The 20,436-nt window shown below is 73.5% G+C and carries 19 protein-coding genes; 6 read left to right on the top strand and 13 right to left on the bottom strand.

Features of this window, described 5'->3' with window-relative positions:
* Nucleotides 1-10 precede the first annotated feature (10 nt).
* Both PV410_RS01465 and PV410_RS01460 read left to right on the top strand, forming a co-directional pair.
* Entirely contained in the window at nucleotides 11-1,417 is a 1,407-nt protein-coding gene (locus PV410_RS01465; protein WP_500321751.1) for a carboxylesterase family protein, read from the top strand.
* A 681-nt stretch (nucleotides 1,418-2,098) separates the two neighbouring features.
* The gene (locus tag PV410_RS01460; protein ID WP_500321750.1) at nucleotides 2,099-2,260 is read left to right on the top strand and encodes a hypothetical protein; all 162 of its coding nucleotides are present in this window, start codon (nucleotides 2,099-2,101) and stop codon (nucleotides 2,258-2,260) included.
* Nucleotides 2,261-2,338: 78 nt separating this feature from the next.
* Here PV410_RS01460 and PV410_RS01455 read toward each other — a convergent pair whose 3' ends face one another.
* A complete protein-coding gene (locus PV410_RS01455; protein WP_500321995.1) occupies nucleotides 2,339-4,561 on the bottom strand; it encodes an MMPL family transporter in 2,223 nt (740 codons plus the stop codon).
* A 309-nt stretch (nucleotides 4,562-4,870) separates the two neighbouring features.
* A complete protein-coding gene (locus tag PV410_RS01450) occupies nucleotides 4,871-6,082 on the bottom strand; it encodes a pyridoxal phosphate-dependent aminotransferase (RefSeq protein ID WP_500321748.1) in 1,212 nt (403 codons plus the stop codon).
* A 104-nt stretch (nucleotides 6,083-6,186) separates the two neighbouring features.
* Between PV410_RS01450 and PV410_RS01445 the strand changes: the two genes are divergently transcribed.
* Together PV410_RS01445 and PV410_RS01440 are read left to right on the top strand one after the other, a co-directional pair.
* Complete coding sequence (locus PV410_RS01445) at nucleotides 6,187-6,801, top strand: winged helix-turn-helix transcriptional regulator (protein ID WP_500321994.1); 615 nt, start codon at nucleotides 6,187-6,189, stop codon at nucleotides 6,799-6,801.
* Nucleotides 6,802-6,819: 18 nt separating this feature from the next.
* Nucleotides 6,820-7,611, top strand: a complete 792-nt coding sequence (locus PV410_RS01440; protein ID WP_500321746.1) for a class I SAM-dependent methyltransferase — start codon at nucleotides 6,820-6,822, stop codon at nucleotides 7,609-7,611.
* Here PV410_RS01440 and lepB read toward each other — a convergent pair.
* Complete coding sequence (gene lepB / locus PV410_RS01435; RefSeq protein WP_500321744.1) at nucleotides 7,608-8,279, bottom strand: signal peptidase I; 672 nt, start codon at nucleotides 8,277-8,279, stop codon at nucleotides 7,608-7,610. The two genes, PV410_RS01440 and lepB, sit on opposite strands and share 4 nt — an antisense overlap.
* Nucleotides 8,280-8,390: 111 nt before the next feature.
* Between lepB and PV410_RS01430 the strand changes: the two genes are divergently transcribed.
* Nucleotides 8,391-9,866, top strand: coding sequence for a glycosyltransferase family 39 protein (locus PV410_RS01430; RefSeq protein WP_500321742.1), 1,476 nt, complete (start codon nucleotides 8,391-8,393; stop codon nucleotides 9,864-9,866).
* Nucleotides 9,867-10,041: 175 nt separating this feature from the next.
* Entirely contained in the window at nucleotides 10,042-10,893 is an 852-nt protein-coding gene (locus PV410_RS01425; protein WP_500321741.1) for an LLM class flavin-dependent oxidoreductase, read from the top strand.
* 14 nt (nucleotides 10,894-10,907) lie between these two features.
* Here PV410_RS01425 and PV410_RS01420 read toward each other — a convergent pair whose 3' ends face one another.
* The 10 genes from PV410_RS01420 to PV410_RS01375 form a co-directional block, all read right to left on the bottom strand.
* Nucleotides 10,908-11,663 (bottom strand): sirohydrochlorin chelatase, encoded by a 756-nt coding sequence (locus tag PV410_RS01420; RefSeq protein WP_500321740.1) that lies wholly within the window; start codon nucleotides 11,661-11,663, stop codon nucleotides 10,908-10,910.
* A 1-nt stretch (nucleotide 11,664) separates the two neighbouring features.
* On the bottom strand, nucleotides 11,665-12,558 hold the full coding sequence (locus PV410_RS01415) for an ABC transporter permease (RefSeq protein WP_499514653.1): 894 nt from the start codon (nucleotides 12,556-12,558) through the stop codon (nucleotides 11,665-11,667).
* Complete coding sequence (locus tag PV410_RS01410) at nucleotides 12,545-13,339, bottom strand: ABC transporter ATP-binding protein (RefSeq protein WP_500321738.1); 795 nt, start codon at nucleotides 13,337-13,339, stop codon at nucleotides 12,545-12,547. The genes PV410_RS01415 and PV410_RS01410 overlap by 14 nt, the downstream gene beginning before the upstream one ends.
* Nucleotides 13,340-13,391: 52 nt before the next feature.
* Complete coding sequence (locus PV410_RS01405; RefSeq protein WP_500321737.1) at nucleotides 13,392-14,519, bottom strand: ABC transporter substrate-binding protein; 1,128 nt, start codon at nucleotides 14,517-14,519, stop codon at nucleotides 13,392-13,394.
* A gap of 224 nt (nucleotides 14,520-14,743) precedes the next feature.
* On the bottom strand, nucleotides 14,744-16,093 hold the full coding sequence (locus PV410_RS01400; protein ID WP_500321736.1) for a sulfate adenylyltransferase subunit 1: 1,350 nt from the start codon (nucleotides 16,091-16,093) through the stop codon (nucleotides 14,744-14,746).
* Between the two features lie 2 nt (nucleotides 16,094-16,095).
* The gene (cysD, locus tag PV410_RS01395) at nucleotides 16,096-17,031 is read right to left on the bottom strand and encodes a sulfate adenylyltransferase subunit CysD (RefSeq protein ID WP_500321735.1); all 936 of its coding nucleotides are present in this window, start codon (nucleotides 17,029-17,031) and stop codon (nucleotides 16,096-16,098) included.
* A gap of 118 nt (nucleotides 17,032-17,149) precedes the next feature.
* Nucleotides 17,150-17,695 carry an adenylyl-sulfate kinase gene (gene cysC / locus PV410_RS01390; protein WP_500321734.1) on the bottom strand — a complete coding sequence of 182 codons (546 nt, stop codon included), beginning with the start codon at nucleotides 17,693-17,695 and terminating at the stop codon, nucleotides 17,150-17,152.
* Between the two features lie 32 nt (nucleotides 17,696-17,727).
* Nucleotides 17,728-18,435 (bottom strand): phosphoadenylyl-sulfate reductase, encoded by a 708-nt coding sequence (locus PV410_RS01385; protein ID WP_500321733.1) that lies wholly within the window; start codon nucleotides 18,433-18,435, stop codon nucleotides 17,728-17,730.
* Nucleotides 18,432-18,611 carry a hypothetical protein gene (locus PV410_RS01380; protein ID WP_500321732.1) on the bottom strand — a complete coding sequence of 60 codons (180 nt, stop codon included), beginning with the start codon at nucleotides 18,609-18,611 and terminating at the stop codon, nucleotides 18,432-18,434. Before PV410_RS01380 ends, PV410_RS01385 begins: the two co-directional genes overlap by 4 nt.
* Nucleotides 18,608-20,305, bottom strand: coding sequence for a nitrite/sulfite reductase (locus tag PV410_RS01375; protein ID WP_500321730.1), 1,698 nt, complete (start codon nucleotides 20,303-20,305; stop codon nucleotides 18,608-18,610). Before PV410_RS01375 ends, PV410_RS01380 begins: the two co-directional genes overlap by 4 nt.
* Nucleotides 20,306-20,436 lie beyond the last annotated feature (131 nt).

Raw genomic sequence — 20,436 nt, 5'->3', positions numbered from 1 at the left:
ACCGGCTGCCATGGACAGTGAGACCGAAGGACAGCGGCGGCCGGTGGTGGTCACGGAGCGCGGCTCCGTGCGCGGGGTGACCGGGGAGGGGGGCGTGGCGGCCTTCCGCGGGATCCCCTACGCGGCGTCGCCGGTGGACGCGTTGAGGTTCGCCCCGCCCGCACCGCACCCCGGCTGGGCCGGCGTGCGCGACGCGGCCCACGCCGGCCCCGAGGTGCCGCAGGCGCCGTCCCGGCTGGCGGTCGTCATGGGCCCGCGCGAGCCGCACGGGGACGAGGACGGCTGCCTCACCCTCAACGTGTGGGCGCCCGAGGGGGCGCTCGAGGCCGGTGCCGATCCCCGGGCGGTGCTGGTGTGGTTCCACGGCGGCGGCTTCACCACCGGCTCGGGCGGCTGGGACTGGTACGACGGCACGCGGCTCGCCGCCCTCGGCGGCATCGTCGTCGTCACCGCCAACTACCGCGTCGGCCCGCTGGGCTGGCTGTACCTGCCGGAACTCGGCGCGGACAACCTCGGCAGCCGGGACCAGGCCGCGGTGCTGCGCTGGGTCCGCGACAACATCGCGTCCTTCGGCGGTGACCCCGCGCTGGTCACGGTGGGCGGGCAGTCGGCCGGCGCGTATTGCGCGCTCTGCCTCGCCGTCGACCCGGGCACGCACGGACTCGTCCGGCGGGTGCTCGCCGAGAGCGGGCCGTGGGGGCTCGCACCGCGGGAGCCCGCCGAGGCGGCCGAGGTCACCGCCGCCTATCTGCGGCTCCTGGGCGTCACGCACCCGCCGGAACTGCGGGAACTGCCCGCGGAGCGGCTCGTGTCGGCGTACGGGCGGCTGTCGGCCGAGCGCGCCCGGCCCGGCGACGTCGCCCCACCGATGCACCCGGTGCTCGGCGGGGCGGGCCTGCCCCGCGCCCCGATGGCGGCGGTGGCCGCGGGCGGCCTGGACGGCACGGACGTCCTGCTGGGCAGCACGCAGGACGAGATGACGGCCTTCCGTGCCGCCTCGCCCGCCGGCTTCCCCGACGCGGCCGGGACCGAGCGGGTCTTCGGGGCCGGGGTCACCGCGATCGCGGCCCACTGCGCCGAGCGGGGCCGGCCCGCGTACGCCTACCGCTTCACGCGGCGCCCGCCCGGGGACGACGGCACCCTGGGCGCCACGCACTGCGCCGAACTCCCCTTCCTCTTCGGCGATTTCGCGGCGTACGCCGACGCCCCGATGCTGGGCCCGGTGGACGACGCCGACCGCGCCCTCGCCCGGGCCTTCGGCGGGGCGCTCGCCGCGTTCGTGGCGACCGGCCGCCCGGACGGCGGGGAGGACGGGGAGGACGGGGACGGGGACGGCGGGGAGGGGCGCGGGCCGTGGCGGCCGTACGAGCCGGGGACGGCCGCCACGGTGAGGCGGTTCGGGCCGCCGGTTCATTAACTCTTCCGGGGGATCGCACAAATATTCGAACACGGGATACGCTGCGGGCATGTCGACTTCAGGCGATGAGCGAGACCTCTTCTCGGATCCCGACCGGACCGCGCCCCTCACGGCGCGCGGTCCGGCGCCCGCCCTCGACCCGTTCCGGACCCCTGGCTCCGCGGGCGCGTCCACGGCCCCGGCCGCGCGCGCGGTGGAGGGCCCGGGGCGCGGGGCCATAACCCCGCGCCCCGGCGCCGAGCGCTGAGCCCGACCCCGCTGGGCGGCCTTGCGCGGACTTTCGGTGGGGAGTGGCCGCCCTGGTCACGCCGCCTCCGACAGGACGGTGAGGTACATGGGCGAGGCTCCGGCCGTCGGCCCGGCGCCGCGGCGCACGGTGCGGGACGAGTTGTCCGGCTCGCTAAACATCACCCTGCCGGGCGTTCACGCGGCCCTGGCCCGGGTGGAGGGCCCGGGGCTGCCGACCGCGACGATCGTCCGCGAAGGGGAGGCACGGGACCACGCCCAGGCCCCGGTGGGCACCCGCGCCGCGGGACGGCTGACCTTGACGGTCGGCGGCGACGCGGCCGGGCTGCACCTCGGGCCGAGGGGGCTGACCCGCTCCTCGTCCGGCGTCCGTGCCGAGCTTCCGGGCGGGGCCTGCCGTTTCGAACCGGTCAGCTCCCACAGCAGTGTGGTGTGGTGCGACGGGCAGCAGGTGGCCGCGTTCGGGAGAGCTCCCCGTCGCCGCAGGACGCCGCCGTGGGCTACCTGCCGGCGACCGCCTTCGGCACGGGTGCCGCGAGCACGGGCACGCTCATCGTCGAGGCCCTGATGGGGATGTTCGGCGCCTGCGGGCCCTGAGCCGGGTGGGGGTACGCCGGGGCCCGGCCCCCGTGGCGACGGGGGCCGGGCCGGAGCGTCCTCGTGGCGTCCGCCGGTTCAGCGGCCCACGCCGGAGGGCTCGACCGGTGCCGGGGCGGTGACCGGCCGCACCGGGGCGGGCTCGACGCCGGCCTCGTCGTGGGTCATGTCCGGCAGCCAGCCGAGCCACTTGGGCAGGTACCAGTTGCGCTCGCCCAGCAGGGCCATCACCGCGGGGAGCAGCACACCGCGGATGACGGTGGCGTCGATGAGCACCGCCGCGGCCAGGCCCACGCCCATCTGCTTCATGCTCTGCATGGACAGCGTGCCGAAGATCGCGAAGACCGCCACCATGATGACCGCGGCGCTGGTCACCACACCGGCCGTCGTCGTGATGCCGTGCCGGATCGCGCCCTGCGTGGTCAGCCCCCGCACCCGCGCTTCCCGGATCCGGGAGACCACGAAGACGTGGTAGTCCATGCTCAGCCCGAAGAGGATCACGAACAGGAACAGCGGCAGCCAGGCCACGATCGCACCCACGCCCTCGGCGCCCACCAGGCCGGCGCCCCAGCCGTGCTGGAAGACGATGGTGAGGATGCCGTAGGCGGCGCCCACCGACAGCAGGTTGAGCACGATCGAGGTGACCGCGATGGTCAGCGACCGGAAGGAGAGCAGCATCAGCAGGAAGGCGAAGGCCACGACGAAGGCGAAGACCGGGGGAACCGCGTCGCCGATCTTGTCGGTGAAGTCCATCGAGGCCGCGGTCGAGCCGCCGATGGGCGCCGTGACGCCGGCCACCTCGCCCAGGGTGCCCGGGCGCACCTCGTCGCGCAGGACCTTCAGCGAGGCCTCGGCCCTCTCCTCGTCCGTGCCGCCCGTCAGCGGCACCTTGAGGACGGCGACGCCCGCCTTCTCGTGGAGCTCCGTCTCCACCGGCCCGGGGGAGGCGCCCTTGGCCACGGCCTCCCGGGAGAAGGCGTCGATGGCCTGACGGACCTCGGGCGAGGTGATGTCCGAGGCCTTGACGACCACCTGGGCCGGGTCCGGGCCGCCCGGGAACGCCTTGTTGATGTCCTCGTACGCCCGCACGACCGGCAGGCCGTCGCCCAGTTCCTGGCTCAGCGTCAGGTTCGCGGTGTTCAGGCCGACCGCCGGGACGGCCAGCGCGACCAGTGCCCCACCGGCGACCGCCGCCGCCACCACCGGGCGGCGCAGCACGCCCGCGAGGACCGCCCGCCAGATGCGGGACTCCCCGCTCGGCCCCTTGCCCCGGCGGCGCAGGAAGGGGATCCGGCCCTTCTCGACCCGTTCGCCCAGCAGGGACAGCAGCGCGGGCAGCACCGTCACCGAGCCGAACATCGCCACGGCCACCACCATCATCGTGGCCAGGCCCATCGCCTTGAAGTCGCCGATGCCGGTGAAGAGCATGCCCGCCATCGCCACGATCACCGTCACGCCGGAGACCAGCACCGCCCGGCCGCTGGTGGCCGCCGCGATCCGCAGCGCGGTCTGCGCGTCGTGTCCCGCCTCCCGCTCCTCGCGCTCACGCCGCAGGTAGAACAGGCAGTAGTCGACGCCGACCGCCAGGCCGACCAGCAGCATCACGGAGTTGGCGGTGTCGCTCATGTGCACCCCGTGGCTGACGACGGCCACCAGGCCGGTCGTCGCGAGGAAGGCCGTCATCGCCAGCGCCACCGGAAGCAGCGCCGCCACCAGCGCGCCGAAGGCGATCAGCAGGATGCCGAGCGCGACCGGCAGAGCCGAGTACTCGGCGCGCTGGAAGTCGCTGCCGAAGGCGTCGTTGAAGACCTTCTCCGAGCTGGCCTCGCCGAACTGCTCGACCTTCAGGTCGCGGTGCCGGTCCTGGACGCCCTGGACGGCGTCGACGACCGGCTCGACCCGGTCGGGCGCCGTCTGCGGGTCGCCGCGCAGGTCGAACCTCACCAGTGCGGACCGGCCGTCCTCGGAGACCGCTCCGACGTCGTACGGCGACTGGACGGAGGCGACCTCGCCGGTGCCCTTCACCGCGGCGACGACCTCCCCGACCACGGCCCGGAACGCCGGGTCGGTGGCCTTCAGGGAGCCCCCGGCCGCCTGGACCAGCACCATCTCACCGGCCGGCCCGTCGTTCAGCCCGGCGTCGTCCAGGATGGCCACCGCCTGCCCGAACTCCCCGGGCACCTCCTCCCGGTCCGTCAGGTCGACCCGCCCGGCCATCGAGCCGATGACCAGCGCGAGTACGACGAAGAGCAGCCAGCTCCCGACCGCCGTCCAGCGGTGCCGGGCGCTCCAGCCGCCCATGGCGGCGGCGATGCCCTGCCCGCGTACCGTCCCCGCGGTACGTGCCCTGCCGTGTGCGCTTGCCACGGTTGCGAACCCCCTCGAAGCCGGGCGGTGGAACCTCACCACCGCCTCGCCCTCGACGCTATGGGTCCACGGGACGGCACCCCATCCGGCTGACAGGTGAACCGGCGGAGGGTTTCTCCTCCCCAGGGAGTGGGGAAAACCCCCGCCCACGGGAGTGTTGCCCCCTACAACGACCGCCGTCGCGGAGCCCGGCCGCACGCAAACGGGATGCGACGGCCCCGGGGTGCGGCGCCCGGCCCCGGGCTACTGCCGGTAGCCCGCGAGGAAGCGGCCGATGCGGCTGATGGCGGCGTCCAGGTCGTCGGCGCGGGGGAGGGTCAGGATGCGGAAGTGGTCCGGGCGCGGCCAGCTGAAGCCGGTGCCCTGGACGACCTGGATCTTCTCGCGGAGCAGCAGGTCGAGCACGAACTTCTCGTCGTCGTGGATCCGGTGCACCTTCGGGTCCAGCCGGGGGAAGGCGTAGAGCGCGCCCTTGGGCTTGACGCAGCTGACGCCGGGGATCTCGTTCAGCTTCTCCCAGGCCTTGTCGCGCTGCTCGTGCAGCCGTCCGCCGGGCAGGATCAGGTCCTTGATGCTCTGCCGGCCGCCGAGCGCGGCCTGGATCGCCTGCTGGGCCGGGACGTTGGGGCACAGCCGCATTGAGGCCAGCATCGTCAGCCCCTCCAGGTAGCTCCTGGCGTGCTGCCGGGGCCCGGTGACGACCAGCCAGCCGGAGCGGAAGCCCGCCACGCGGTAGGCCTTGGACAGCCCGCTGAAGGTCAGGCACAGCACGTCGGGGGCGAGCTGGGCGGCCGAGTGGTGGACGGAGTCGTCGTAGAGGATCTTGTCGTAGACCTCGTCGGCGAAGACGACCAGGTGGTGCCGGCGCGCCAGGTCGAGCATGCCTTCGAGCAGTTCGCGCGGGTAGACCGCGCCCGTGGGGTTGTTGGGGTTGATGATGACCAGCGCCCGCGTACGGCTGGTGATCTTGGAGGCGATGTCGTCGAGGTCGGGGAACCAGTCCGCCTGCTCGTCGCAGAGGTAGTGCACGGCCTTGCCGCCGGCCAGGTTCGTCACGGCCGTCCACAGCGGGAAGTCGGGGGCAGGGATCAGCACCTCGTCGCCGTCGTCCACGAGGGCCTGGACGGCCATCTGCACCAGCTCGGACACCCCGTTGCCGAGGAAGACGTCGTCCACGCCGACGTCGGCGAGCCCGCGCTCCTGGTAGTGCTGGGCCACCGCCCGGCGGGCCGACAGGATGCCGCGCGAGTCGCTGTAGCCGTGCGACGTGGGGAGCGTGCGGATGATGTCCTGCAGGATCTCCTCGGGCGCCTCGAAGCCGAACAGCGCAGGGTTGCCCGTGTTGAGACGCAGGACGCTGTGCCCGGCCTCCTCCAGCGCGTTGGCGTGCTCGATCACCGGCCCGCGGATCTCGTAGCAGACGTCCGCCAGCTTGCCCGACTGCTTGTACTCCATGCGACGGCCTCCCGACCCGGTCCCGCGATCCTGCTCGGTACGCTGCTCTCCTTGGTTTTACCAAGTACACGCTTGGGAAGTCCAACCACTTGTCTACACTGGGGATCATGCCGCGCCGAAGTTACGACCAGTACTGCGCCGTCGCCCGCGCCCTGGACACCGTCGGGGAGCGCTGGACGCTCCTGATCGTCCGGGAGCTGCTGGCGGGTCCCCGCCGGTACACCGACCTCCACGCCGACCTGCCCGGCGTCAGCACCGACGTCCTCGCCTCCCGGCTCAAGGAGATGGAGCGCGACGGCCTGGTCACCCGCCGCCGCCTCGCGCCGCCCGGTGCCGCGTACGTCTACGAACTCACCCGGCGCGGAGAGGAACTGCTCCCCGTGCTCGGCGCCCTCGCCGAATGGGGCGCGCCGGAACTGCAGGACCCGCGGCCCACCGACGCCGTCCGCGCGCACTGGGCGGCCGTGCCCCTCATGCGGCACCTCGCCGCGCTCCCCGGGGTCCCCGCCGGAGTGGTCGAGGTCCGCCTCGACGAGGGCGCCTTCCACATCGAACTCGGCGGTGGGACCCCCTCGTACGCCGACGGCCCGGCCAAGCGCCCCGACGCGGTGCTCGCCGTGCCCGCGGGCGCCGTCCGCGGCATCGCGGAGTCCCTGCGCGACGGCGGCGCCGAGGTCACCGGCGACGGGCCCCTCGCCGACGCCCTGCGCGGTGCCTGACCGCTGTACGGTGCGGGCATGGAACGTCGGCGCGTCGAACTCGGCCCGGTGCAGGAGACCCTGCTCATACCGCTGCACGCGAGGGCGGCCGAGACGCGCCGCAGGCGGCCGCTGACCCGCGACCCGCGGTCGGTCGAACTGGCCGGTGCCCTCGACTACGACATCTCGCGCATCGGCGGCCGGCTGAGGCTGCTCGGCCCGGTCTTCCGGGGCGTCGTCCTCGACGACTGGGTGCGCGAGTTCCTGGACGAGCACCCGTCCGGCACCGTCGTCGAGATCGGCGCCGGCCTGAACACCCGTTACGAGCGGGTCGACAACGGCACCGCCACCTGGGTCGAGGTCGACCTGCCGGACGTCATCGCGCTGCGCCGCGAGCTCTTCGCCGAGCACGCGCGCCGCCGCATGGTCGCCGGTTCGGCCGCGGAACCGGACTGGGCGGCCGCCGTCGTGGCGGCGCCCGGCCCCTACCTCTTCGTCTCCGAGGCCGTGCTCATCTACCTCACCGAGGCCGGGGCCCGTTCCGCCGTGGACGTCATCCGCGACCGGTTCCCCGGATCGGTCCTCCTGATGGACACCGTCGGCTCCGCCGAGGCGCGCCGACCGCGCGCCGTCAACGTCGGCTGGAGCTGTGACGATCCCCGTGAACTGGCCGCGTGGGGCCTGCGGTTGCGCGACTCCCGCACGCTGTGGGACCTCCCGCCGCAGGCCCGCGCCCGGCTCACCCCGGGCCGCCGCGTCCTGAGTGCGCTGCTCGACCGCGCCTCGCGCGCCGGCGGTTCCCGGCTCAACCGCTTCGACGTCGGGGCCTAGGGCACCGGCGGAGCGGCGCCCCAGACCGGTGGTACGGCCGGGTGCCGTTCGCGGAGCCGGGCGACCCGGGCGGTGATCCCCAGGACGAGGCCCGTGATCGCCAGCGTGAGGCCGAGCAGCGCCGCCAGGGCCGGCAGCAGCGCGCTGCCGCGGTCCTCCAGAACCCGGGCCCGCACCCCGGCGGCGGGAAGGGTGCCCGACTGCTCGCGGAGGAACCAGCGGGAGTCCCTGGAGTCCGCGCGATGGTCGCCGAGCAGGAAGAGCCGCCCCTCGGGCACCGTGACGTCGAACGCGGGCGCGCCGCCCGACGGATCCCCGTCCTTCACGTACGGCTCGGACAGCTCCTTGCCGTTCACCGTCACCGGCCCGCCGCTCCGCTCCGCGACGCGGTCGCCGCCCGTGCCGATCACGCGCTCCAGCACCAGCCCGCCGTACCGGTCCTGACCGTCGATCAGCACCACGTCGCCGCGCCGGACCTCGTTCCCGCCCACCCGCTCGAACAGGAGCCGCTCACCGGGGGAGTAGGTCGGCTCCATGGCCGCGCTCGAGACGGTGCCCGTCGTGTAGCCGGTCCGGGCCGTCACCACCGCACCGACCGCGAGCACCAGCCCCACCGGTCCGAGCACCCACGCCGCGATGCGCCGCCGTCTTCCCGCCGCCTCTGCCATGACCCCTCCCGAATCCGTGCACGGCACACTAGACGACCGCCGTCCGGCCGGAACCGTGGCCCCCCGGGCACCGCCCCGGTACCGTCGTCCGGGAACACCGGGGGGTGGGGGTTGTCCGCTACGCACGTCCGCGCGCAGGTGGCGTCCTTCGCCGCGGCGCCCGTTCTGGCGGTCGCGGCCGCGGTCGCCGCCGTGCTGACCGCGCTGTCCGGCCGTTACGGCTTCCACCGCGACGAGCTGTACTTCCTCGTCGCCGGCGACCACCCCGCCTGGGGTTACGTCGACCAGCCCCCGCTCACCCCGCTCGCCGCCCGCCTGTCCACCGCGGTCTTCGGCGAGACGCCCGCCGGGCTGCGGGTGGTGGCCACCCTCGCCTGCGCCGCGACGGTCGTGGTCGTCGCCCTCGTCGCCAGGGAACTGGGCGGCGGGCGTCCGGCGCAGGTGCTCGCGGCGGTGTGCACGGCGGTCTCCGGCTTCGTCCTCGCCGTCGGCCACCTGGTCTCCACCGCCACCTTCGACGTGCTCGCCTGGGTGGTCGTCTGCTGGATCCTGCTGAGGCTGCTGCGCACCGGGGACGGCCGGCTGTGGCTCGCGGTGGGTGCGGCCCTGGGCGTCGGCCTGGAGAACAAGTACCTGGTCGCCCTGCTGGCCGTCGCCCTCCTCGCGGCGCTGCTCGCCACCGGCCCCCGGCACGTGCTGCGCGGTTGGTGGCCGGTCGCCGGAGCCGCGGTGGCGCTCGCGGTGGCCCTGCCCGGCCTGTGGTGGCAGGCGGCGCACGGCTGGCCCCAGCTGACCGTCGCGGGCGGCATCAGCGCGGACGACGGCGCCGAGAACCGCGTCCTGTTCGTGCCCCAGCAGATCCTCTTCCTCTCACCGGTGTTCGTGCCGGTGTGGATCGCGGGCGGGCTGCGGCTGTGGCGCGATCCCGCGCTGCGCTGGGCCCGTGCCTTCGCCCCGGCCTACGTCCTGCTCGCCGTCCTGGTCGTCGCTTCCGGCGGCAAGCCGTACTACTGCCTGCCGTTGCTGCTCGTGCTGCTCGCCGCGGGCTGCGTCACGTCCGTCTCCCGGCCGCGCGCCATGTGGCCGGCCGTCGCGGTCACGGCGGTCATCAGCGCCCTGATCTCGCTGCCGGTGCTCCCGCCGCGCGGTGTGGCCGTCGTGAACGCCGTCAACAAGGAGCAGGGCGAGCAGATCGGCTGGCCGCAGCTCGCCGCCGCCGTCGCCGACGCCTGGTCGGACCTGCCCGCCGCCGACCGCTCCCGTGCCGTCGTCCTCGCGCAGAACTACGGCGAGGCCGGCGCCCTCGCCCATTACGGCCCCGCCCGGGGCCTGCCCGCCCCCTACTCCCCCCACATGAGCTTCGCCGCCTGGGGCCCGCCACCGGACTCCGCCACCGGACCGGTGCTGCTGGTGCGTCAGGAGGACGCCGACGGCGTCGAACGCCACTTCGCCGGCTGCCGCCAGGTCGGCCGCGTCGACAACGGACAGCACGTCGACAACGAGGAGCAGCACGCAGCGATCGTCCTGTGCACCGGCCCGGACGAACCGTGGTCGCGGCTGTGGCCGTCGCTGCGCCACTACTACTAGGCCGGTCCGACACGGGAGAAATGAAGGGGCGAGGCGGGGGCGCCGGGTTACGGTGGCAGCACTCGACGAACAGGCTCCCTGAAGGACGCCGCAGAACGGGAGCGGCCCGCACGGTCGGTCGTGCGGTCACGGAGGGGCGGCACCACTTGCCCCTGCCCTTCCGGAGGAGTTCCCCATGAAGATCGGTCTCGGCCTTCCCGTCGACGACCCCGCCGTGCTGACGACCTGGGCCCGCAGCGCCGACGACGGTCCGTTCAGCACCCTCGGCCTGCTCGACCGTCTCGTGTACGACAACCCCGAACCGCTGGTCACCCTCGCCGTGCTCGCCGGGGCGACCCGCCGGATCCGGCTGCAGACCGAGGTGCTCATCACCCCGTTCCGCGACGGCGCCGTCCTGGCCAAGCAGGCCGCGACGCTGGACCGGCTGTCCGCAGGCCGCTTCACCCTCGGCATCGGCGTGGGCGCCCGCGAGGACGACTTCCGCGCGGCGGGAGCCGACTTCCACCGCCGCGGCCGCCTGCTCGACGAGCAGATGACCGTGTTGCGCCGCCTCTGGGCTGGTGACCCGTACGGCGACGGGGCCGGGCCGATCGGTCCCGCCCCCGCGACCCCGGGCGGGCCCGAGGTGCTCTTCGGCGGCTTCGCCCACGCGGCCATCGACCGGGTCGGCCGCCACGGCGACGGCTTCCTCGGCGCCGGGCTGCCGCCCAAGGCGATGGACCGGCTCTTCCGGGAGGCGGAACGGAGCTGGGAACGGCACGCACGGCCCGGCCGGCCCCGCCTGGTCGCCCAGGCCAACGTCGCGCTCGGTCCGGACGCGGTGGTCACCGCCGCCCGCGCCAACGTCCGCGCCTACTACGCCTTCACCGACTTCGCCGACCGCGTGGCGGAGGGCCTCCTGGCCACTGCGGAGCAGATCCGCGACGCGGTCGCCGGGTACGCCGGCATCGGCGCCGACGAAGTGGTGCTCTACTGCTGGTCGTCGGACCCCGCCCAGGTCGAACGCCTGGCGGACGTCGTGTCCTGACGGCGCGCCGCGCCTCAGGCCAGCGCCAGCGCGAACCGGGGTCGCAGCGCCTCGTCGAAGCGGCGCAGCAGCAGCCGGGCGACCTCCGGGGCGTCGCCGAGGACGTCGGCGAGGACGTCCGCCCCGGAGGCCACGGCGCCACGGGCGATGCGGTCGGGCAGGAAGCCCGGCGCGATGACGTACGGCGCGACGGCGACGTGCCGTACGCCCTCGGCGCGCAGCGCGCGCACCGCCTCGTCCGTCGTGGGAAGGGATGCGGAGGCGAACGCAGGCCGCACGGCGCACCAACCGGTACGCCGCCACTCCCGCGCGATTTCTGCGATCACTGCGATCGCCTCCGGGTCCGAGGAGCCCGCCGACGCCAGGACGATCCCGGTCGAGGGGCGGTCGCCGGGGCCGAGCCCGGCCTCGCGCAGCCGCCGCTCCAGCGCGGCGAGCAGCAGCGGTGAGGGGCCGAGCACGTCGGCCCGGCGCACGCGCATCCGGGCGTGCCGTGCCGCGGACTCGCGCAGCACGGCCGGGATGTCGGCCTTGGCGTGGAAGGCCCGGGTGAGCAGCAGCGGCAGCGCCACCACCTCGCGCACGCCCGCCGCGGCCAGCCGGTCCAGGACCCGCGGCACGTTGGGCGCGCAGTGGTCGAGGAAGGCCGTCTCCACGCGCAGCCCGGGACGGGCCGCCCGGACCCGTTCGGTCAGCGCGTGGACGGTCGCGGCGTGCCGCGGGTTGCGGCTGCCGTGGGCGATGACGAGGAGGACGGGGTGCGCGGTCATGTCAGCCCCGTGCGAACAGGCCGCGGCTGCGCAGCACCGAACGCTCCAGCGGCGCGAACACCAGCAGTTCGATGCCGATGCCGACGATCAGGATCAGCAGGATCGCCGCCAGCACGCTCGGCATGTCGGACAGTTCGCGCCCCTGCTCCAGCAGCTGGCCCAGGCCCACGCCGAGGTCGGGGGAGGTGGCGATGAGCTCGGCGGCCATCAGGGAGCGCCAGGAGAAGGCCCAGCCCTGCTTGAGGCCGGCGAGGTAACCCGGCAGGGCGGCCGGCAGCAGCACGTGCCGCACCGCGTGGATGCCGGTGGCGCCGATGGTGCGGCCGGCCCGCAGGAACAGCGGCGGGATCTGGTCGACGCCCGCGACCAGGCCGTTGGCGATCGAGGGCACCGCGCCCAGCAGCACCACGCAGTAGATCGTGGCGTCCGACAGGCCGAACCAGATGATCGACGCGGGCACCCACGCCACCGACGGCAGGGACTGCAGGCCCGACAGGATCGGCCCGATCGCGGCCCGCACCACCCGGACCCGCGCCACGAGCAGGCCGAGCGGCGTGCCGATCGCGACGGAGGCCACGAAGCCCAGCGCGCCGCGCGACAGGCTCGTCCAGACGTAGCCGAGCAGGGTGCCGTCGAGCCACTTGTCCTGCAGGGCGCGCCCGACCTCCGCCGGACTGGGCAGCTGGTAGTGCGGCTTGAGCTCGAAGTGGTACGCGAGCTGCCACACCACCAGCACCAGCGCGATGGCGACGAGCGGGGGAACGGCCTTCTGCAGCAGCACACGGGCCAGCGGCACGCGGGTCGCGGACCGGGTCTCCAGGGCGTCGAGCCCGGCCTCCAGCCCCGCGAGGTCGCCGCCCGGCCTGACGTCCGCCTTCGTCTCAGTGCTGGCCATGGCGCCGGATCTCCCCCCGGAGGTGTTCGGTGATCTCCACGGAGAGCTCGGCGACCGCCGAGTCCTCGATGCGGCGCGGCTGCGGGATGCCGACCGTCCACTCCCGGGCGATCCGTCCCGGCCGCGAGGAGAGCAGCACGACCCGCTGAGCGAGCCGCACCGCCTCGCGGACGTTGTGGGTCACGAAGAGCACCGACAGGCGGGTCTCGGCCCAGATGCGGGTGAGTTCCTCGTGCAGGACGTCACGGGTGATGGCGTCGAGCGCCGCGAACGGCTCGTCCATCAGCAGCAGCTGGCTGTCCTGCGCCAGCGCCCGGGCCAGCGCGACGCGCTGCCGCATGCCGCCGGACAGTTCGTGCACCCGCTTGCCGTACGCGCCCTTCAGGCGCACGAGCTCCAGCAGCCGCTCGGCCTCCGGGCGCCGCTCGGCGCGGGGTACGCCGCGCATGCGCAGGGCGAGTTCGATGTTCCTGCCCGCGGTGAGCCACGGGAACAGGGCGTGCTCCTGGAACATCAGGGCCGGACGGCCGCCGGGGGTCTGGATGCCCCCGGCGGACGGCCGGTCGAGTCCTGCGACCAGGTTGAGCAGCGTGGACTTGCCGCAGCCCGAGGCCCCCAGGAGGCAGACGAACTCGCCCGGCGCGACATCGATGCTGATGTCGTCCAGCACGTGCGTCTCCGCGCCGGGACGGCCGAAGGACTTCGAGACGTGCTCGAGCCGTGCGGCGTACGGGGCCGCGTCGACCGTCACGGCGGGCTGCTTGGTGAGTGCGGTGGCCATGGCGTCACCTCCTGAGGGCTGGGGCTGCGGTCTTCATCGGTGCTGCCGGGCCTCAGCCGCCGAGACCGGCGTCGTCGATCCCGGTCTTGCCCTCGCCCTTGAGGATCTTGTTGAGGATCGTCAGGTCGTAGATGCCCTTGAGCGAGGGCTTCTCCAGCAGGCCGGCGGTGACGGCGTGGTCGGCCTCGGTCTGCAGCGTGGACGCCAGCGGGTCGTCGATGACCTGGATGCTCTCCCAGGCCGGGTCGATGACGTCGGCGGGCAGCGGCTTGCCGGAGAGCTTCTCCAACTGCGCGTTGGCGTCGGCCTTGGCCTTGTCGGGGTTGGCGCTGATCCAGGCGTTGGTCTTCACCGAGCCGCGCAGGACGGCCTCGACGACGTCCGGGTGGTCCTTGAGGAACGCCTGGGAGACGATCACGTTCGTGATGACGAACTTCTTGTCCGGCCACAGGTCGCGCTCGTCCAGGAGCACCTTCGCGCCCTCGGCGACCAGCTTGGAGGCGGTGGGCTCGGGCACCCAGGCGCCGTCGATGGAGCCGGTCTTGTAGGCGTCGGGGGTGACCTTGTTGTCCGTGCGGACCACGGAGACGTCGCCCTTGCCGCTGGTCGCGTCGACCTTCCAGCCCTGCTCGGCGATCCAGTTGAGGAACGCCACGTCCTGGGTGTTGCCGAGCTGCGGGGTGGCGATCTTCTTGCCCTTGACGTCCTTCAGGGTCTTGATCTTGTCCGGGTTGACGACCAGCTTGACGCCGCCGGAGGCCGAACCGGAGATGATCTTCAGGCTCTTGCCGCCGGACTTCGTCCAGCCGTTGACCGCGGGGGAGGGGCCGATCCAGCCGATGTCGATGGAACCGGCGTTGAGGGCCTCGATCTCGGCGGGCCCGGCGTTGAACACCGACTCCTTGATCGTGGTGCCCGAGCCCAGCGCGTCGGCGAAGAAGCCCTCCTTCAGGCCCACCAGCGGGGTGGCGTGGGTGAGGTTCGCGAAGTAGCCGATCTTCACCGTCGAGGCGGACAGCTTCTTGCTGGTGCCGCTGCTCGCGGCCGCGTTGGTGGTGTCGTCCTTCTTGTCGGAGCCGTAGCCGCAGGCGGCCAGGGCCAGCAGCGGCAGAAGGGCGGCGCCGGCTATGAGGCGGCGACGGGCGGACGTTCTCGGGGCGGTGGTGCGATCGGCAGTCACGGGAGGCGGTCCTCTCGATGGCCCCGGCTCGCGCTCTCTATGGCGCGCCGGGGTGGTGGCTGTCTGGTGGTCGGTGGTGCGGTGCCGCGTACGCGGCGCGGGTGCGGTGCTCGGACGGGGTCAGCGCGCACATCGCGTGACACCGCCCGTGCCGCTGCCCAGACAGCCGCTGCCGACGCGACCGCCCTCCTTGGCGAATCCGGCGAAGGCGTCGTCGAACGCCATCAGAAATCCCACCCCTCGTCGTCACCGGCCGCGTCGCCCGCGGCCGTGGCGGTGCGGGCGGCGAAGGCCTCGCCCGCCATGCCGGCGGTCAGCGTGGTGCCGTCCGCCGGGTCGATCAGCAGGAAGGAGCCGGTGAGCCGCGAGTCGGCGTACGCGTCCAGCGGCAGCGGCTCCGAGGTGCGCAGCACCACCGTGCCGATGTCGTTGACGCGCAGCTCGCCCGGCTCGTCCTCGTGCTCCAGCCCCCGGGTCAGGTCGATCCGGTACGGCAGCCGCTTCACGACCGCCTTGACCGTGCGCGTGCTGTGCTTGAGCAGCACGCGCGCGCCGACCTTCAGCGGCCGCTCGTGCAGGTGGCACACGGTCGCCTCGACGTCCTGGGTGGTCGCCGGGGCGGCGTCGGACGGCGCGATCAGGTCGCCGCGCGAGATGTCCAGGTCGTCGCCGAGCAGCAGCGTCACCGACTGCGGGGCCCACGCCACGTCGACCGGGGTGCCGAGCGCGTCGATGCCGCTGATCGTGCTGGTCAGCCCGGACGGCAGGACCGTCACGGGGTCGCCGACGCGCAGCACGCCCGAGGCGATCTGCCCCGCGTAGCCGCGGTAGTCGGGGTGCTCCGCGGTCTGCGGGCGGATGACGTACTGCACGGGGAAGCGCGCCGGGTACGCGCCCGGGTCGCTGCCGACGGGGACGGTCTCCAGGTGCTCCAGGATCGTCGGGCCGCCGTACCAGTCCATGTTCGCCGACGGCGACACGACGTTGTCGCCGGCCAGGGCCGAGATGGGGATCGTGGTGATCTCCGGGACGCCGATGGAGGCCGCGTAGGCGGTGAACTCCTCGGCGATGGCCGCGAAGACCGGCTCCGACCAGTCGGCCAGGTCCATCTTGTTGACCGCGAGCACCACGTGCGGCACCCGCAGCAGCGCCGCCAGCGCCGCGTGCCGGCGGGTCTGCTCCACGACGCCGTTGCGGGCGTCCACCAGGATCACGGTCAGCTCGGCGGTCGAGGCGCCGGTCACCATGTTCCGCGTGTACTGCACGTGCCCCGGCGTGTCCGCCAGGATGAACCGCCGCCGCGGCGTGGCGAAGTAGCGGTACGCCACGTCGATGGTGATGCCCTGCTCGCGCTCGGCGCGCAGGCCGTCGGTGAGCAGTGCCAGGTCCGGCGCATCCTGCCCGCGGCGGGCGGAGGCCAGCTCGACGGCCTCCAGCTGGTCGGCGAGCACCGACTTGGAGTCGTGCAGCAGCCGGCCGACCAGCGTGGACTTGCCGTCGTCGACGGAACCCGCGGTGGCGAAGCGCAGCAGGGAGGTGGCCGAGAGCTGCTCGGCGGTGGTGCCGGTGGTCATGGCTAGAAGTACCCCTCGCGCTTGCGGTCTTCCATCGCGGCCTCGGAGAGCTTGTCGTCCGCCCGGGTGGCGCCCCGCTCGGTGAGCCGGGACGCGGCGATCTCGGCGATGACGGCGTCGATGGTGGCGGCGTCGGAGTCCACCGCGCCGGTGCAGGACATGTCGCCCACCGTGCGGTAGCGGATCAGCCGGGTCTCCACCGACTCGCCGTCCTTCGGCCCGCCCCAGTCGCCCGCGGTCAGCCACATGCCGCTGCGCCGGAACACCTCGCGCTCGTGGGCGTAGTAGATCTCCGGCAGCTCGATGCCCTCGCGGGCGATGTACTGCCACACGTCCAGCTCGGTCCAGTTGGACAGCGGGAAGACGCGCACGTGCTCGCCGGGGGCGTGCCGGCCGTTGTAGAGCTGCCACAGCTCGGGCCGCTGGCGGCGCGGGTCCCACTGGGAGAACTCGTCGCGCAGCGAGAACACCCGCTCCTTGGCGCGGGCCTTCTCCTCGTCACGGCGGCCGCCGCCGAAGACCGCGTCGAAGCGCAGCTCCTGGATGGCCTCGGTCAGCGGCACCGTCTGCAGCGGGTTGCGGGTGCCGTCGGGGCGCTCGCGCAGCCGGCCGTCGTCGATGTAGTCCTGCACCGAGGCGACGTGCAGCCGCAGGGAGTGCTCCGCCACGGTGCGGTCCCGGTACTCCAGCACCTCGGGGAAGTTGTGGCCCGTGTCGACGTGCAGCAGCGAGAAGGGGACCGCGGCGGGGGCGAAGGCCTTCAGCGCCAGGTGGAGCATGACGATGGAGTCCTTGCCGCCGGAGAAGAGGATCACCGGCCGCTCGAACTCCCCCGCCACTTCACGGAAGATGTGCACCGCCTCGGACTCCAGTGCGTCCAGGTGCGACAGCACGAAGGGATTGCCGGTGCTCTCGTCGACTGCGACTACCGTGGTCACGCTGTGCCCCCTTCGTTCTCCCCCAGAGCTCGCGCCTGGGTGGTGCCCCCATCTCCGCCCGCGCGGCGAACGCGCTGCTGGCCGGTCGGGTGCGGCCCGGTGGCCGCGCGCACGTCGCTCACAGGAGTCCCCTCTCCACCAGCAGCGCCGTCAGCAGCGCCGCCGAGTCCTCGACGGTGTGGTCCTGGGTCTCGATCCGCAGATCGGGGGTCTCGGGTGCCTCGTACGGGTCGTCGACGCCGGTCAGCCCGGATATCTCGCCCGCGGCCTGCTTGGCGTACAGGCCCTTCACGTCACGCACGGTGCAGACCTCCACCGGGGTGGCGACGTGCACCTCCAGGTACGTCGTGCCCCGCGCCTCGTGGCGCTTGCGGACGGCCTCCCGGCTGTCGGCGTACGGCGCGATGACCGGGACCAGCACCTTGACCCCGTTGGCGGCCAGGAGTTCGGCGACGAAACCGATCCGCTGCACATTGGTGTGCCGGTCCTCGCGGCCGAAGCCGAGGCCCGCGGAGAGGAACTCGCGGATCTCGTCGCCGTCCAGGACCTCCACCCGGTGCCCGTCGCCGCGCAGCCGCCCGGCAAGCGCCCGGGCGATCGTGGTCTTGCCCGCGCTCGGCAGACCCGTGAGCCACACCGTGGCCCCTGTGCCCGTCCCGCCCATCCGCCCCTCCCGGGAAGTCCGTTCCGTCGTCATCAGCCGTGCAGCCCGCACTCGGTCTTGGCCCGTCCCGCCCAGCGGCCGGCCCTGGCGTCCTCGCCCTGAAGCACCCGGCGGGTGCAGGGGGCGCAGCCGACCGAGGCGTAACCGTCCGTGAGCAGCGGATTGGTGAGCACCCCGTGCTCCGTGACGTAGGAGTCCACGTCGTCCTGCGTCCAGCGGGCGATGGGCGAGACCTTGACCTTCCCGCGCCGCGCGTCCCAGCCCACGACCGGGGTGTTCGCGCGGGTGGGGGACTCGTCGCGGCGCAGGCCGGTCGCCCAGGCGTCGTAGCCGGTCAGGCCCTCCTCCAGCGGCGTGACCTTGCGCAGCGCGCAGCACAGGTCGGGGTCGCGGTCGTGGAGCTTCGGCCCGTACTCCGCGTCCTGCTCGGCCACACTCTGACGCGGCGTCAGCGTGATGAGCTGCACGTCCATGACGGCGGCGACCGCGTCACGGGTGCCGATGGTCTCCGGGAAGTGGTAGCCGGTGTCGAGGAAGACGACGTCGACGCCCGGGGCGACGCGCGAGGCCAGGTGCGCCACGACCGCGTCCTCCATCGAGGAGGTGACGCAGAACCGGGAACCGAAGGTGCCGGTGGCCCAGCGCAGGACGTCGAGCGCGGGGGCGTCCTCCAGGTCGCGGCCCGCCTGCTCGGCCAGCGCCCGCAGTTCGTCCGCGGTGTGCTGCTGCGCGGTGGTCACGAAGGGTCTCCCTCACGGTGCTCGGTCCGCAGCCCCCGGGCCAGCAGGCCCAGGAACTTCAGCTGGAACGCGCGGTTGCACGACCGGCACTCCCAGGCGCCGTGGCCCTGCTCCGCGGGGTGCAGGTCCTCGTCCCCGCAGTAGGGGCAGTAGAACGGTGCGGCGCGTTCGCTCACGACAGCGCCTCCTCGCTCGCCCGCGTCACCCACTGCGCGAAGCGCTCGCCGTCCGTACGCTCGGCCTGGAAGCGCTTCAGGACGCGCTCGACGTAGTCGGGCAGCTCGTCCGCGGTGACCTTCAGCCCGCGGACCTTGCGGCCGAAACCGGCCTCCAGGCCCAGCGCGCCTCCCAGGTGCACCTGGTATCCCTCCACCTGGTTGCCCTCGTCGTCCAGCACGAGCTGGCCCTTGAGGCCGATGTCGGCGACCTGGATCCGGGCGCAGGCGTTCGGGCAGCCGTTGATGTTGATCGTGATCGGCTCCTCGAACTCCGGCAGCCGGCGTTCGAGTTCGTCGATCAGCGAAGAGCCGCGCGCCTTGGTCTCGACGATGGCCAGCTTGCAGAACTCGATGCCGGTGCAGGCCATCGTGCCGCGCCGGAACGGGGAGGGCTTCACCTGCAGGTCCAGCGCCTCCAGACCCGAGACGAGGGAGTCGACCCGGTCCTGCTCGACGTCCAGCACGATCATCTTCTGCTCGACAGTGGTCCGCAGCCGGCCGGAGCCGTGCGCCTCCGCCAGCTCGGCGATCTTGCTGAGCGTGGTGCCGTCCACCCGGCCGACGCGCGGCGCGAAGCCGACGTAGTAGCGGCCGTCCTTCTGGCGGTGCACGCCCACGTGGTCCCGCCACTGCTGGACCGGCTGGTCGGGGGCCGGGCCGTCGGCCAGCTTGCGCCCCAGGTACTCGTCCTCCAGCACCTGGCGGAACTTCTCCGCGCCCCAGTCGGCGACCAGGAACTTCAGCCGGGCGCGGGTGCGCAGCCGCCGGTAGCCGTAGTCGCGGAAGATCGAGATGACACCCTCGAAGACGTCCGGGACCTCCTCCAGCGGCACCCACGCGCCCAGCCGGACGCCGATCTTGGGGTTGGTGGACAGACCGCCGCCGACCCACACGTCGAAGCCCGGCCCGTGCTCGGGGTGGCGGACGCCGACGAAGGCGACGTCGTTGATCTCGTGGGCCACGTCCAGCAGCGGGGAGCCGGAGATCGCCGACTTGAACTTGCGCGGGAGGTTGGAGAACTCCTTGTTGCCGACGATGCGGCGGTGGGCCTCGTCCACGGCCCAGGTGCCGTCGAGGATCTCGTCCTCGGCGATCCCGGCGACGGGCGAGCCGAGGATGACGCGCGGGGTGTCGCCGCACGCCTCGGTGGTGGACAGGCCCACGGCCTCCAGGCGCTGCCAGATCTCGGCGACGTCCTCGATGCGGATCCAGTGCAGCTGGATGTTCTGCCGGTCGGTGATGTCGGCGGTGCCGCGGGCGAACTCCTGGGAGACCTCGCCGATGACGCGCAGCTGCTCGGTGGTGAGGCGGCCGCCGTCGATGCGGACCCGGAGCATGAAGTACTTGTCGTCCAGCTCCTCCGGCTCCAGGATCGCGGTCTTGCCGCCGTCGATCCCGGGCTTGCGCTGGGTGTACAGACCCCACCAGCGCATGCGGCCGCGCAGGTCGGCTCCGTCGATCGCGTCGAAGCCGCGGTACCGGTAGATCGTCTCAATGCGTGTCCGCACGTTGAGACCGTCGTCGTCCCGCTTGAACTGCTCGTTGGCGTTGAGCGGTGTCATGTGGCCGACCGCCCACTGGCCCTCGCCGCGGTGGCGGCTCACCTTGCGGCGCGGCGCGGCGGCGTTCGGCTGGTCAGGGGTGGAGGCCATGGCGATGCAGTCCTTCTGGCAGGCTGGACAGAGTCGGGCGTAGCGCGAAGAGTCCCCTTGGCCTGCGGATACGCCGCAGCGCTGGGAACAGCGCGGGACGTGGGCGCGTCATTGCGCCCGCGGGGCCGGGG

Source organism: Streptomyces sp. PA03-5A (genome assembly GCF_033792725.1).
Taxonomy (GTDB): Bacteria; Actinomycetota; Actinomycetes; order Streptomycetales; family Streptomycetaceae; genus Actinacidiphila.
This window is presented reverse-complemented; position numbering and strand designations above follow the sequence as displayed.